The following is a 12,793-nucleotide window of genomic DNA, read 5'->3' as shown; positions in this document are numbered from 1 at the left end:
CTGATCCTGGCCGCGCTGCGGCTTTTTTGCGCCCGATTCGGGCTGCCGATGAAGGCGGTCATCGCGGCACTGTTCGCCGCTCCCCGTGATCGCCGACCTGTCTGCGGTTGAGAACGGAATTGTTCAGAGCGGACTCGGTATGCAGCCATTCCCAGGCATCTGCCGCCAGGTCAAAATCCTCGAATCGGTGATCCGGCATCCACATTGGAGGCTCCCCTGATTCAGCGTCGAAGTGGTCTGTGCGGTCCTACGCGGCCACAGCCAGCCAGGGCGACTCGGCGGCCGTAGCCACCGCCCCACCTGATTCAGCCGTCTGCGACTCCACCACGTCGCGCTCGGTCTCCTGCTTGCGATCGAGCAGTTTCCAAACACCCTCGTCCATGGTGCCTGAGATCAGGAGGGCAAGCCAGGATACGGCCAGTTTTGACTCATAAGCCTTTTGGTTATTAAATAATTGTCATTTATTACTTTTTGTATTGACGCGTCACCCTTGACTTGCCAGAAGCCTGCTCACTTGACAAATGGCGGGCCCTTCAGTGGGAGCCGCTTGAACTGCGCTGTCGCAGCCCGTCCAGGGAGGAAAGACGGGGGCCGAGGGAGGTACGACCATGCACAATTATCAGGGCTGGGTGAACTTAGATTTCTGAATACCTTAGCGGGATCAACGGCCTAAGGACCTTCTGAAAAACCTCGCTTCCCCAAATCCAAACCCAATAAAATCAACGACTTACAAGGAATTTTTTGGGGATTTCAGGGGTTTTGCAGCCCCTCCCTAAGCTACTTTTGGCGTGAAATCACATAAATCCCGGCCGCCCCTCTACAAGGGGTGACTCCAGGCGGCTTAAGTTTTGAGCATTGGCGTAACCCGGGGCGGTTCAGATTGCCCATGCGTGCAGTTCATGGGCGATGCATCAGCGCCACGGCCGCGTAAATCCGCGCATCGTCCATCGCATAGCGGCCCTCGAACACGCGCTCGCGGCTCCAGGCTGCAGCGTACTCGCCCACCACTCGGATCTCGAAGCGCCGCTCGGACAGCATCAACGTCACGTGAGCGTCCTGAAAGTCCAAGTAGCGCGCCGCGCGCTGGAAATATGCCTTGTAGAACGCCTCCTTGATGCAGAACACCAGCTTGCCGGCGAAAGGTGCTGCACTGGTGAGCGTCTGCTGTTCCTCGGGGCGCAGGATCACGTCGGCCGCGCCGCCCGGCAGGGGCCTGCGCGTGTCGGCGTCGATGCCGATACTCGCGATGTCTTCGCTGGCGATCGCGGCGGCCGCGCAGTATTGGCCGGTGTGCGTGATGCTGCCCGAAACTCCTGGCGGGAAGAGCGGCTCACCCGCAGGCCCGACGCCGATCGCCGCAGGTGCAACTCTGAGGACAGCAAGAGCGCGCCGCGCACAGTTGCGGCCCGCCGTGAACTCGCGGCGACGCTGGTCGATGGCACGGGCGATGTGCGGCTCTTCCTCGGGCCACAGACCAGTCTCCCAGCAGGCACCGAGCTCCGCCTCAACGATGGCTGTTCCGCGCGGTAGCAGTTCGTCAAAGGCCGTCATCGCATACCCCGCCATTGCGCTCGCGCGGCTTGCCAGCGCGAGGGCCGTTGCGGATCTCGGATGCGTTCCACTTGAGATGTTCCTCGTCTTGTCGGACCGCAAGCGGCCGGCCACGCTTCTGTTCGAGGCAGAGTTGTACCTGGTGCCACCGCGGTCGTTTGTGTCGCTTCGGGGTCCCGGCTGGGCGTGGGCTGCGGCTCAATCCAGCCGTTCAGCTGCGTCGGCGATCATCGAAAGAAGGCGATCGAAGTCATCCATGAGCAGGCACGGGTTCAGCAGGGTCAGCTTCAACGCAGCGCGCCCAGCGATCGTTGTCTCGCCGAGCACGGCCTGCCCGCTGGTCAGCAGGTGCGCGCGCAACCGCCGGTTGAAGGCGTCCATGTCGCCGCCTGCCGCATGGCCTACGTACCGGAACAGCAGCGTTGACAGGCGTGGCGGCGCCAGCAGCTCGAAGCCACTGTGCAACCGGACGAGGTCGGCCACCTTGCGCGTCTGCCGTAGCAAGTGGTCCACCATGCGCCCCAGCACCTCGGTGCCCACGGCGCGCAGCATCACGTAAACCTTTAGGGCGTCGAAGCGGCGCGTCGTGGACAGCGTCTTGTCAACGAGGTTGGGCAGGTCGTCGGTGTCGCGGTTGAGGTATTCCGATTTGTAGAGCAGGTGCCGGAAGCGCGTGCCCTCGCGCAGCAGCAGCGTGCCGCAGCTCACAGCCTGGAACCACATCTTGTGGAAATCGACCGTCAGCGAGTCCGACTGCTCGAGGCCCGCCAGACGGTGCCGCTCCTCGCCGAGGATGAGGGCAGAACCGTAGGCCCCGTCCACATGGAACCACATGCCGTGGCGGCGGGCGACGGCGGCGAGGCGTCCCAGGTCGTCGATCGCGCCGTGGTCGGTCGTCCCGGCAGTGCCCACGAGGGCGAACGCGATCAGGCCGTCGGCGAGCAGCTGGTCGACGATGGCGTCCAACTGGTTAGCGTCCATGCTGCCGTCATCGAGCACGGGCACCTTCACCACAGCCTTCTCACCGAGCCCCATGACGGAGGCCGCCTTGTCCACCGTGAAGTGGCTCTTGGCGGACGCGACGATGCGCAGCCGCTCGGCGAACGCCCCGAGCCCGTTGAACTGGACGCGGTATTGGTACCGCTCCCATAGGAACCAGTCTCGCGCCATCAGCAGGGCCATGATGTTGCTCTGCGTGCCACCGCTGGTGAAGACGCCGTCGGCCCCGTCGGGGTAGCCGAACAGCCCGCACAGGTGGCCGACAACCTTCTGCTCCACGAAGGTGGCCGCGCCCGATTGGTCCCACGAGTCCATCGACAGGTTCTGCGCCGCGATGAAGCGTTCGGCCGCCAAGCTGCTCACGAGCGGCGGCGTGTGCAGGTGGGCGATGCAATTCGGGTGCTGGACAACGATGGCGTGGGAGGCGATGTCGCGGCTGACCTCTTCCAGCACGTCGTCCAGTGGCCGCACGCTGGTGGCAGAGAAGTCGACGGCGTGAAGGCGACGCAGGAGTTCCGCCGGATCCAGCCCCGAATACGGGCCCGTCACGCGCTCGAACAGCGTGGTGAGCTGCGCAGTGCAGGCCTGCATGGCCGCACCGTAGCGCGTCGCGCCGCCCGCGCCCAGTTGGATGAACTGGTCGAACCAGGCCTCGTCGCTCATGCCGGCGTCCGGTTTTCTTCGGCCGCCTGCGCGAAGACGCGTGCCGCGAAGTCGACCTGTTCTTCAGTGATGTTGAGCGGTGGCAGAAAGCGCAGCACGGCTCCGTGACGGCCGCCCTTCTCGATGATGAGGCCGCGCTGCAGCGCCGAACGCTGGATACGGTTGGCCTGCCCGGCGTCCGCCAGCGGGTGGCCAAGCGCGTCCTGCTTGCCTGGCACGACGATCTCCACCCCCAACATCAGACCCTTGCCGCGCACGTCGGCGATGCACGGATGGTCGGCTCGCAGAGTCATCAGCCGGTCCAGCAACAGGCTGCCCATGCGCGATGCGTGGCGAGCGAGTTGATCGCGCTGGATGATCTGGAGCGTCGTGGCGCCGGCCACCATGGCGATCTGGTTGCCACGGAAGGTGCCCGCATGCTCGCCCGGGTTCCAGTTGTCGAATCGCTTGTTGAACACCAGGCAGGACAAGGGCATGCCGCCACCGACCGCCTTCGACATCACGAGCACGTCGGGCACGATGTCCGCATGCTCGAACGCGAAGTGGCGACCTGAGCGGCCGACGCCGCACTGGATCTCGTCGAGGATGAGCAGGATGTCGAGCTCGCGCGTGATGCGGCGCAGTTCACGCAGCCAGGCCACGGACGCGGGCAGCACCCCGCCTTCGCCCTGGATGGGCTCGACGATGATGGCGGCCGGTTTGACAATGCCGCTTTCCTGGTCGTGCAGCACCGACTCGAGATAGCGGATGGACGCTCGTTCACCCGCCTCGCCGCCCTGCCCGAACTTGCAGCGCAGGTGGTAGGGGAAAGGGAAGAAATGCACGTCGGCCATCAGGCCTGTGCGACGCTGCTTGGAGCCAAGGTTGCCCATCAGTGCCTGCGACCCGTTGGTCATGCCATGGTAGGCCCCGTGGAAAGCGGCGATCGTGTTGCGGCCCGTGAACTGCTTGGCCAGCTTGATGGCGGCCTCCACTGCGTCGGCACCGGAAGGGCCGCAGAACTGGATGCAGGCGTCCCGCGCGAATTCGACGGGCAGGAAGCGCATCACTTCCTGGATGAAGACGTCCTTGACCGGCGTCGTTATGTCCAGCGTCTGCATGGGCAAGCCGGCCTGCAGGTTCTCGACCATCGAATGCACGACCTCGGGATGGTTGTGGCCCAGTGCGAGTGCGCCGGCGCCAGCCAGGCAGTCGAGGTAGACTTGGCCGGCAGTGTCCTGCACCACCGCGCCCTGCGCGCGCTGGATCGCCAGTGGAAAGCGACGTGGGTAGGAGCGGACGTTCGACTCCAGCCGTTCTTGGTTGGCCAGCTCGGCGCAACAGGCCAATTCGCGCAGCGCGGATGGTGGAACGAGGGGAAGCGGGTTCTGCCGCGCGGCGAGACGGAGAGCTCGTGGGTCGTTCATGTGAGGTCAGTTTCCCTGTCGTTGGATGTGGGGATCCCGGCGGCGGTACGCCACCGCTCGGCGATGCCGAAGGTTTGGAACACGGTGCGGGTAGCGGCGGGGTAGCGATCGGTGCCTGTCAGCTGGTTGACGATGGCTGCGTTGCGAGCGGCCCCCAGGCCGAGGTCGGGCGCCGAGATGCCGTGCGTGTGCATCTCGGCGTTCTGCACAAAGATCTGGCCCGTGCCCGCGAAGCGGGCCTGCAGCGTGTAGTCGCGCCGCACGAGCGGCCGGCCGTCGCCGTCGACCTCGATGGCCCCGGCGAGCCTGTCCATGCAGGGCGGAAACGCGTGACGGTATCCGGAGCCGAGCACGACGGCGTCCGTGCGAACCTGGAAGGCCTTATCGAGCTCGACGTGGCGGAACGACAGCGACCAGCCCGGCCCGCTGCGCTCGGCGTGGACGAGTTCGCTGCGCGATTGCAGGACGACCTGGCCGTCGACGCCGTCGACGCTGCGCATGTAGAGGGCGTCGTAGATCTCGGCAATGGTGCTCAGAGAGATGCCCTTGTACCAGTTGCCCTGCGTGGCGAGGATTTTGCGGCGCGTGGCCTCGGGCAGGCGGAAGAAGTGGTCGGTGTAGTCGGGCGAGAAGTGCTCCAGCCCGAGCTTGGAGTACTCCATTGGGAAAAAGCCGCTGCTGCGCGTGAGCCAGTTCAGCTCGTAGCCACACTGCGGCTGGTGGCGCAGCAAGTCGAGGAAGCACTCGGCGGCGCTCTGGCCGTTGCCCACGATGGTAATGCTCGCCTTCTCCCGCAGTCGTTCACGAGCAAAGCGGTAGTGCGCGGAGTGCACGAAGTCCTGGCCGTCGAGCAACGACGCCATGCCCGGCGGTACCGTGGGCGTGGTGCCCACACCCAGCACGACATTGCGCGCGAGGTGGTACGACAGCGCGTGGCTTTCCACGTCCCGGGTGGTGACGCAGAACAGCCCGGCCTGCTCGACCACTTCGACCACCTCCATGCCGAACCGCAGAGACGCCAGCTGCCCCGCCACCCAGCGGCAATAACGGTTGTACTCGATGCGCGGGATCTGGAACCGCTCGTAGAAATAGAACTGGTAGATGCGCCCATGGACGCACAGGTAGTTCAGGAAGCTGAACGGGCTCGTCGGGTCCACCATCGTGACCAGGTCGGCCATGAACGGCACCTGCAGATGGCAGTCCTCGAGCAAGAGGCCGTCGTGCCAGACGAACGAGGCCTTGGAGTCGAAGAAGCGCGCCTTCACGGTGTCGACGGGTTGGAGCAACGACGCGAGCCCCAGATTGAAGGGTCCGATCCCGATCCCGATCAGGTCGAGTATCTCGCTGGACTGGGCAGGGGGGATATCCATGTGGCGGTGGTTCATTGATCGATGCCGGGTGCGGACGGGCGAAAGCACAACGCTGCCCTGCGGCGCGCAGGAGAACAGTCGGAAGGGGGAAGCCGGGATGGCTTTGCCGGCCGGCGTCGACGATTCAGGCGGGCGTCTTCAGCACCTGGTGGTAGGTGATGTAGACCTCTTCGCGCTCATAGCCCAGCGATTCGTACAGGGCCTGCGCGATCTTGTTGGTGGTCGCGGTGTCGAGGGTGAGGCGCTGCGAACCCAGGTTCATGAAGTGGTCGGTGATGTAGTTCATCAGGTGGCGCGCGTGCCCGTTCCGGCGGGTGGACTTGGCCACGTACAGGTCGGACAGATAGTAATACGGCCGCATGCTGATTGAGCACACCGACGGGTAGAGCTGCGAGAAGCCGGCCGCCCTGCCCTCGTCGTCCAGCAGCAGGAAGATCTTCGAGCGGTTCTGCTGCAGGTTCTGCTGGATGAAGGCGCGGCAGGCCGGCACGTCGCTGGGCTGCTCGTAGAAGATGCGGTAGTCGTTGAACAGCTCCGACAGGACATCGAGATGCGCTTCGGTGCAGTGGATGACTTGCATGGATGTGCCCTTGGTTAATAGACGGATCAGTTGATCTGGCCGATCTCGATCTGCACCCCGTTGAGGTCGCGGAAGAAGAACGCCTTGTAGCCGCCGAGTTCGTGCGCGGTGTAGGGCTCGGCGGTGGTCGGCTCCAGCCCAAGAGCCTTCACGCGGCGGAAGACCTCGTCGATGTCCGAAACCATGAAGGCCAGGTGGATGCCGCACACGTCGTTGTGGTGCGCGTAGAGATGGCGTCCCTTGGAGCTGTGGTGCTCGATCAACTCGAAGTTGCGGTTGCCGATGCGCGCCATGCAGGAGTGGTAGTCGGGCTTGTCGACCGCGATGATCTTGCCGACGCCGTCGCCGCCGATATGCGTCGATTCCTCGTAGATCTCCACATCGGTTAGCTGTCGGTAGAAGTTCAGCGTCTCCTCGATGCTGTGGACGGTCAGGCCGATGTGGTTCAGGTTGGGCAGGATGGGCAGGTTCATGGGGTTTGCAGGGCAGTGAACAGGAATCCCAGGGTGGGGTTGTGAAGAAACTCGGCGAACGGGACGCGCACCGCAAAGCGGCGTTCGATCGCGCTGAGCATGCGGACGATCTTGATGGAGGTGCCACCCAGATGGCGGAAGTTCGAACCCGCATCGAGCGTGTGGGCGGGCACGCCGAGGACGTCGCTCCACAGCGCGGTGAGCTGAACCAGGACGTCCGACGCGGGCTCGGGGGGCGTGGGCGCCGTGGGCGTTTCAGCGGGCGCGAGGTCGGGTAAGGCGTCGTGGTCCATCTTGCCGCTTGGCTTGAGCGGCAGACGCTCGAACGCGCGGAAGATCGATGGCACCTTGAACTCGCCGACCGTCTCGGCGAGTCGACGGCGCAGGTCGTCGATGTCCTGGCCGGTGGGCAGTACGACGTAGGCGACCAATTCGCCGTAGGACAGCTTCACGGCCGCCTGCGGGCATCCGAGTCTTACCAGCGCACCCTCGATCTCCTCAAGTTCAATGCGGTAGCCGCGCACCTTCACCTGGCGATCAGTGCGGCCGACGAAATGGAGGTCGCCGTGGGTGTCGCGATCAACGATGTCGCCGGTCTTGTATAGCAGCCCGTCATCGACCGCCGGACACGCGACGAACAGGGCCCGCGTCGCCGCCTCATTGCCCACGTAGCCGGACGACACCGCCACGCCTGCCACATGCAGTTCGCCGCGTGCGGCGGGCCGGCCGTCATCGTCGAGCACATGCAGTCGCACGCCCGGGATCGCCTGGCCGATATTGGTGCGGTCGGTAGCGGTCGCCATCGGCTTGAAGCTCACCAGCACTGTGCACTCGGTGGGGCCGTACAGGTTGTAGAGACGGCGGCCCGCGCCCCAGTTCGCGAGGGTGGCGGGGCTGCACGCCTCGCCACCGGTGAGGACGTCGCGCAGCGCCGGAAAGCGCGCAGCGTCGAGCACACCCAGCAGAGCAGGTGGCAGGAAGGCGAGGTCGACTTGGTGGCGAGTGCAGAACTCCTCCAGCAGGGCGGCGGACAGGCGCTGATCCCCGGTCGGGATGCACAGGGCGGCGCCGGACAGCAGGGTCGGGAAGATGTCCAGGATCGACGCGTCAAAGTTGATCGTCGAGTACTGCAACACGCGCCGGCCGGGAGCGAACGCGAACTCCGCCCGCATCCAGTCGACCAGGTTCAGAAGATTGCGATCGGTAATGCGCACGCCCTTGGGCCGCCCGGTGGAGCCGGAGGTGAAAATGGTGTAGCATCCATCTTCAGGCGCGCGAGGCGCGGCGGCTGGTGACGGTGCGCATGCCTCAGCGTCGCGCGGGTCGATGCATCGGTCGGCAGCGGCGGCTGGCGATTGCCGCGTCGTCACCACAAACGCAGCGCAGCTGGTGTCGAGTATGTGGGCCTGGAGGTCGGCCGCCAGCGTCGGGTCGAGCGGGACGTAGCCGGCGCCCACCCACAATGTGGCCAATATCGCGACGTACAGGTCCACGCCCTTGTAGAGCGAGAGGGCGACGATGTCCTCCGCCCGTGGTGCGCGGCCCACCGCAGCGGCGAAATGATGCTCAATGAGGCCGGCCATGCGGGCCACCCTTGCGTGCAGTCGCGCGTAGTCGAGGCGCACCTCGTCCGAGATGAGGGCGAGGGCGTCTGGGTGCTGGGTGCAGACGTCGTTGAACCGGTCGATCACGGTCGACCTCATGGAGTCCTCGCGGGTCATAGCTTCTCCAGGATGCAGGCGCCCCACTGGAACGGGCCCGCGCTGAAGAGCATCGCGCGCTGGCCGGCTGTGAGCGGCAGGCGTTTCTGGGCGTGATGCAGGTTGATGAGGTTGTCCGAGCCGAAGCAGTGGGCGTGGGTGGCGATGGTCTGCGTGAACGCCTTGGCCTCACCCACGCCAGCGATCTGGCAGTACAGGCGGCTCATGTCCAAGGAGTAGTTGTTCGTGATGAACGTGTCCACGTCATCCATGCTCAGGCCGGCACTGGCGCAGGTCGTCGTCAGGAGCTCGTAGATGCAGCCCACTTCCGCGTCCAGACTCGGCCGGATTGCCTGCGCACCATCCCAGACGTTGACGATCTTGCCTTGAAGCCGGTAATCCAGACCCTGCGGAGAGCCGCCGACGAGGCATGCGGCGGCGGCATCGCCGGTGAGGTAGGGGAAGTCGGTGTCCTCACCGTACAGACGCTGCAGCGCGCCTTCTCCCTTGTCGAAGGTGACGATGAGGACGCTGTCGCACTGGTCGGCTGCGACCAGACTGGCAGCCAGTCGCGCGGCCCAGTGAAAGCCCGCGCACCCGGCCATACCGACGTGGTAATGGACGGCCCGCGACAGCCCCAAGCGCAGGCTCGATTCGCCGAGCCAGGCCAAGTCGAGGCCGCCGGCCGCGTCCAGGCCGTTCGACGCGAGGATCACCGCGTCGATGGCTTCGCGCGGCCTCGCGTCACTTTTCAGGCAGGACTCGATCGCGGCCTGTGCCAGATCAAGGGCGCTGCGGGAGGATCGGGCCAGGGTATCGGCCCCGTGGTCTGCGTGGCGCAAGCGGGCACGCGTGGCATCGCTGGGAACGACCTCTTCCAGCGCGACCAGTTCGCCCGCCTCGTACCGCAAGGCGCCGAGGTAGACGGGGCGGGGTGCGGCCGGAGGGGCTACAGGACGAATCGTCATGGTGGTGTGTCCCTGCGAGCCCTCAGTCCTTCCAGTACAGAGACTGGCGCACGACCACCTTCCACAGTTCTACCGAGGTCGGGGCGGAGGGCTCGTAGTGGGGCGAGGCGGACGTATTGGCGTAGTTCGAGCCCGGATAGACGATCAACACACCACCCGTGTCGAGTTCGACGGGACCCGCAGAGGCCTTATAGCCAACCGTAAAATCGGTTTCCAGCGCCGCGTCGGGGATGAATTTATCGGTAACGTTGGACACGAAAAAACTCGCATACGCACCCGACCGGTGCGATGCCGACAAGGTGGCCTGCACTGCCGGCTTGCCCCAAGTTTGCGACAAACCGCGCAAGATGTAATTTGACGTGAGATTTAATTGCGATGAATAGACGAACGCTGAATTGTCAGATTCAGCCTGCGCCGTCGGCCACCCGATGACGCAAAGAAAAATGACGAGAGCTTTCGATCCACTCTGAACGGCTGGCGACTGATTTTTCAAATAACCCCCCTGCTGAAAGCAATCCTAAAAATGGCAGGCTGCTCCCGTGAAATAGTTAGCGCATTGTAGTGGTTTTGCGGGCTACGAGCGCTCGCCTATCGCCGAAGCAGCTCTCGTCGGTGGCGTAGTCGATCAGGCTACCGATGACGCAGCCGATTACATGGTTCGCGCGTCCAGCTCCCAATGCGTGCGCATGCGGTCGGCCTTGGAAGGGCGGTCTCAAGCTTGAAGTGCAACGCCGGCAATGAGATCCGCAGTGAGTTGTGAGAACACTTCATGCGGGGAATGGAAGTTGAGTATTTTGCGAGGCCGGTGGTTCAGACTGTGCTCGATGGCGGTGAGCTGCTGATGACTGATCTGGCTGAGGTCCATGCCCTTGGGTAGGAATTGGCGCACCAGGCCGTTGGCGTTCTCGTTGGAGCCGCGCTGCCATGGGCTATGCGGGTCGCAAAAGTAGATGTCCATCTTCAGTTGTGCACTGAGGGTTTCATGCAGCGCCATCTCCGAGCCTTGGTCGTACGTCATGGTCTTGCGCAAGCTCTCGGGAATGTTTTTGAGTCGACGTTTGAAGCCTTCGAGCACATCCTGGGCGGTGTTGCCATCGAGCTTGACCAGCATGGTGTAGCGGCTCAGGCGCTCAACCAGCGTGCCCACCGAGGAGCGGTTCATCGCCCCTTTGATCAAGTCGCCCTCCCAATGACCGGGCACGATGCGCGCGGCCACCTCGGGCGGGCGCAGGCTGATGTTGATCATGTTGGGAAGGCCGCCCCTGCGGGCGGTGCCACGGCTGCGTGGCAGACGGCTCTTGTGGCTCTTGCGCAGCAGCCCGACCAGTTCAGTGCGCAGGGTGCTGCGCGGCATCGCATGGATGGCGCAGTAGATCGTCTCGTGCGAGACCGACATGGGTGGGTCGGGCAATGTAAGCCCGCCCTGGATCGCTGCCTTGTTCATGCGTGGCAGTTTGCCTGCGATCTGCTGGGGCGACCAACTGCGGCGCAGGCCGCTCGACACCGTGCGCCACAAAGGCGAGTTCGTGTCCGAGCCCAGCTTGCGGCGTGTGGCCGCACCAGCGCGTCGATTGGCCTGGTAGCTGCCAGGCAAGGCCATGGGCGTGGCCTTGGCTGCGGTTGATCTCTCGGTGGATCGTGCAGCGGCTGAAGTTCAGTTTGCGGGCGATCTGCGGGCCGCTGAGTTTGGCTTGCAGCAAGGCATGGATCGACATCCGATCAATCTGCGTGATATGCGAGTAGTGGGTTCCCATTTGGGCGGTACCTTACAGGTTGCGCCGTGTCGCACTTCAAACTTGAGGCCGCCGAACCACAGGGTGGATCAGACTCACGGGTTGGTAGCTGTTGGTAGCTTTTATTGATGGACCATCGAACCCTCAAGACCAAAAAATTTGCGCCAACGTGAAGCGTCAAATTTCAACTTTAAAACAATATTTAAATCACTTAAAAGTTAAAAATTGTTGCATGGCTGGCAGACGAAGGCGAACCGATCCCGATCGCCGCAAGGATCGGTAGCGTTCTATGACTGGTCCAGCATGCGTCGGCAGCGAGCGCGCGGATTGCCAAGGCGGAAAATGCTGCATGGGTTCTGCTTGCAACCCAGCGGTGTTTTCCACCTCTGGCAGTTGTGTGATTCCCTGTTATTGCCCGTTCACCAGCAGGCGTGTCGCCTCCGATGTCTTGACGCCGCTGGCATTGGCCGTGCGGACGACCAGGCCCTTGTACCGGCCCGATGCCACCAGCCAGGCATAGCTGACGTTGGCAATGGTGGCGCCGCCAGTCACCTCGACCTTGATCTTGCAGGCGGGAAACGTTCCGGCAAGCACGCTGACCGACTCTGCTGAGTAGGTGGTGATGCTGCTCTGCGCCAGCGCAGGCTGCGTCGTCCCGCCGCTTTCCGTCGTGGTGGAGTAGCTGGCCGTATAGGCCGTGCCCAGCGCCGGATTCAGAGGCGCACCGGTATAAGCGTAAGGCGTGAAATAGCTGCTGGCCGTGGTGGTAGTGCCTTGAAAGAGATTGGAAACCGTCAACCCATAGGTCTGCCGCGCATCACCGACAACGCTCGAATAATTGTTTGCGGTCGTCGTCATGACGCTGCCGCCGAAACTGCCATTCACTGCCGCATTGCTGTAAGTGGTGGTATTGACCTGATTCACCAGAAACAGGCCGGTCTTGTCGCGAAAGCTTGCGCCATTCGACGTAGCGAATTTGCGCTGCTGGGTGGAAATGACCGTCGTGCCGTCGGAGTGATAAACGTTTCCATCGATCTGAGCGGTATTGCCCGCCACCGTGAGGACGTTGCCATCTTCACCGCAATCACTGGCAACGGTCGAGGGCGCAGGGGCAGGCGTCACAGGCGCGATATCGCCGGGGGCAGGTGTCGTGGGAGTGGCGCCGCCTGGGGTTGCGGCGATGCCGCTATCGCTCCCACCTCCGCCGCCGCATGCGGATAACACACAAAGGGCGATGGCGCCGAGTACCGTGTTGGTGGTTTTGGAGAGTTTGAAATGGCCAGCGTTGTTGGAAAGATTTTTAATGCCTGGGCGATTCATGGTTGACCAATGGTTTGAAAGGGCCCGTAG

Annotated in this window: 12 protein-coding genes; all 12 read right to left on the bottom strand. The window is 63.8% G+C overall.

The features are described from left to right. Window positions 1–247: 247 nt before the first annotated feature. Window positions 248–382, bottom strand: coding sequence for a hypothetical protein (locus tag AVHM3334_RS15480; protein ID WP_284413701.1), 135 nt, complete (start codon window positions 380–382; stop codon window positions 248–250). Between the two features lie 515 nt (window positions 383–897). After that, the gene (locus AVHM3334_RS15475) at window positions 898–1,551 is read right to left on the bottom strand and encodes a 4'-phosphopantetheinyl transferase family protein (RefSeq protein WP_284413699.1); all 654 of its coding nucleotides are present in this window, start codon (window positions 1,549–1,551) and stop codon (window positions 898–900) included. A gap of 198 nt (window positions 1,552–1,749) precedes the next feature. Next, complete coding sequence (locus AVHM3334_RS15470; protein WP_284413697.1) at window positions 1,750–3,213, bottom strand: pyridoxal phosphate-dependent decarboxylase family protein; 1,464 nt, start codon at window positions 3,211–3,213, stop codon at window positions 1,750–1,752. Beyond that, window positions 3,210–4,619 (bottom strand): diaminobutyrate--2-oxoglutarate transaminase family protein, encoded by a 1,410-nt coding sequence (locus AVHM3334_RS15465; RefSeq protein ID WP_284413696.1) that lies wholly within the window; start codon window positions 4,617–4,619, stop codon window positions 3,210–3,212. The genes AVHM3334_RS15470 and AVHM3334_RS15465 overlap by 4 nt, the downstream gene beginning before the upstream one ends. Then, complete coding sequence (locus AVHM3334_RS15460; RefSeq protein ID WP_284413693.1) at window positions 4,616–6,004, bottom strand: lysine N(6)-hydroxylase/L-ornithine N(5)-oxygenase family protein; 1,389 nt, start codon at window positions 6,002–6,004, stop codon at window positions 4,616–4,618. The genes AVHM3334_RS15465 and AVHM3334_RS15460 overlap by 4 nt, the downstream gene beginning before the upstream one ends. A gap of 109 nt (window positions 6,005–6,113) precedes the next feature. Continuing rightward, window positions 6,114–6,569: a GNAT family N-acetyltransferase gene (locus AVHM3334_RS15455; RefSeq protein ID WP_284413691.1), complete on the bottom strand. Its 456-nt coding sequence runs from the start codon at window positions 6,567–6,569 to the stop codon at window positions 6,114–6,116. 26 nt (window positions 6,570–6,595) lie between these two features. After that, the gene (locus AVHM3334_RS15450) at window positions 6,596–7,042 is read right to left on the bottom strand and encodes a VOC family protein (protein WP_284413689.1); all 447 of its coding nucleotides are present in this window, start codon (window positions 7,040–7,042) and stop codon (window positions 6,596–6,598) included. Beyond that, on the bottom strand, window positions 7,039–8,763 hold the full coding sequence (locus tag AVHM3334_RS15445; RefSeq protein ID WP_284413687.1) for a non-ribosomal peptide synthetase: 1,725 nt from the start codon (window positions 8,761–8,763) through the stop codon (window positions 7,039–7,041). Before AVHM3334_RS15445 ends, AVHM3334_RS15450 begins: the two co-directional genes overlap by 4 nt. Then, on the bottom strand, window positions 8,760–9,710 hold the full coding sequence (locus AVHM3334_RS15440) for a 3-oxoacyl-[acyl-carrier-protein] synthase III C-terminal domain-containing protein (protein WP_284413685.1): 951 nt from the start codon (window positions 9,708–9,710) through the stop codon (window positions 8,760–8,762). Before AVHM3334_RS15440 ends, AVHM3334_RS15445 begins: the two co-directional genes overlap by 4 nt. A gap of 22 nt (window positions 9,711–9,732) precedes the next feature. Then, window positions 9,733–10,203, bottom strand: a complete 471-nt coding sequence (locus AVHM3334_RS15435; RefSeq protein ID WP_284413683.1) for a TorF family putative porin — start codon at window positions 10,201–10,203, stop codon at window positions 9,733–9,735. 219 nt (window positions 10,204–10,422) lie between these two features. Further along, complete coding sequence (locus AVHM3334_RS15430) at window positions 10,423–11,310, bottom strand: IS30 family transposase (RefSeq protein WP_284413681.1); 888 nt, start codon at window positions 11,308–11,310, stop codon at window positions 10,423–10,425. 541 nt (window positions 11,311–11,851) lie between these two features. Then, window positions 11,852–12,763, bottom strand: coding sequence for a hypothetical protein (locus AVHM3334_RS15425; protein ID WP_284413680.1), 912 nt, complete (start codon window positions 12,761–12,763; stop codon window positions 11,852–11,854). Window positions 12,764–12,793 lie beyond the last annotated feature (30 nt).

The sequence above is a fragment of the Acidovorax sp. SUPP3334 genome (assembly GCF_030159055.1).
Lineage (GTDB): Bacteria > Pseudomonadota > Gammaproteobacteria > Burkholderiales > Burkholderiaceae_C > Paracidovorax.
Note: the sequence above shows the minus strand (reverse complement) of the source record. Positions and strands in the feature narration are given on the sequence as shown.

Excerpts from the sequence above, each read along its gene's own strand:
- AVHM3334_RS15480 (WP_284413701.1), bottom strand. The coding sequence starts at position 382 with ATGGACGAGGGTGTTTGGAAACTGCTCGATCGCAAGCAGGAGACCGAG.
- AVHM3334_RS15475 (WP_284413699.1), bottom strand. The coding sequence starts at position 1,551 with ATGACGGCCTTTGACGAACTGCTACCGCGCGGAACAGCCATCGTTGAG.
- AVHM3334_RS15470 (WP_284413697.1), bottom strand. The coding sequence starts at position 3,213 with ATGAGCGACGAGGCCTGGTTCGACCAGTTCATCCAACTGGGCGCGGGC.
- AVHM3334_RS15465 (WP_284413696.1), bottom strand. The coding sequence starts at position 4,619 with ATGAACGACCCACGAGCTCTCCGTCTCGCCGCGCGGCAGAACCCGCTT.
- AVHM3334_RS15460 (WP_284413693.1), bottom strand. The coding sequence starts at position 6,004 with ATGAACCACCGCCACATGGATATCCCCCCTGCCCAGTCCAGCGAGATA.
- AVHM3334_RS15455 (WP_284413691.1), bottom strand. The coding sequence starts at position 6,569 with ATGCAAGTCATCCACTGCACCGAAGCGCATCTCGATGTCCTGTCGGAG.
- AVHM3334_RS15450 (WP_284413689.1), bottom strand. The coding sequence starts at position 7,042 with ATGAACCTGCCCATCCTGCCCAACCTGAACCACATCGGCCTGACCGTC.
- AVHM3334_RS15445 (WP_284413687.1), bottom strand. The coding sequence starts at position 8,763 with ATGACCCGCGAGGACTCCATGAGGTCGACCGTGATCGACCGGTTCAAC.
- AVHM3334_RS15440 (WP_284413685.1), bottom strand. The coding sequence starts at position 9,710 with ATGACGATTCGTCCTGTAGCCCCTCCGGCCGCACCCCGCCCCGTCTAC.
- AVHM3334_RS15430 (WP_284413681.1), bottom strand. The coding sequence starts at position 11,310 with ATGGCCTTGCCTGGCAGCTACCAGGCCAATCGACGCGCTGGTGCGGCC.
- AVHM3334_RS15425 (WP_284413680.1), bottom strand. The coding sequence starts at position 12,763 with ATGAATCGCCCAGGCATTAAAAATCTTTCCAACAACGCTGGCCATTTC.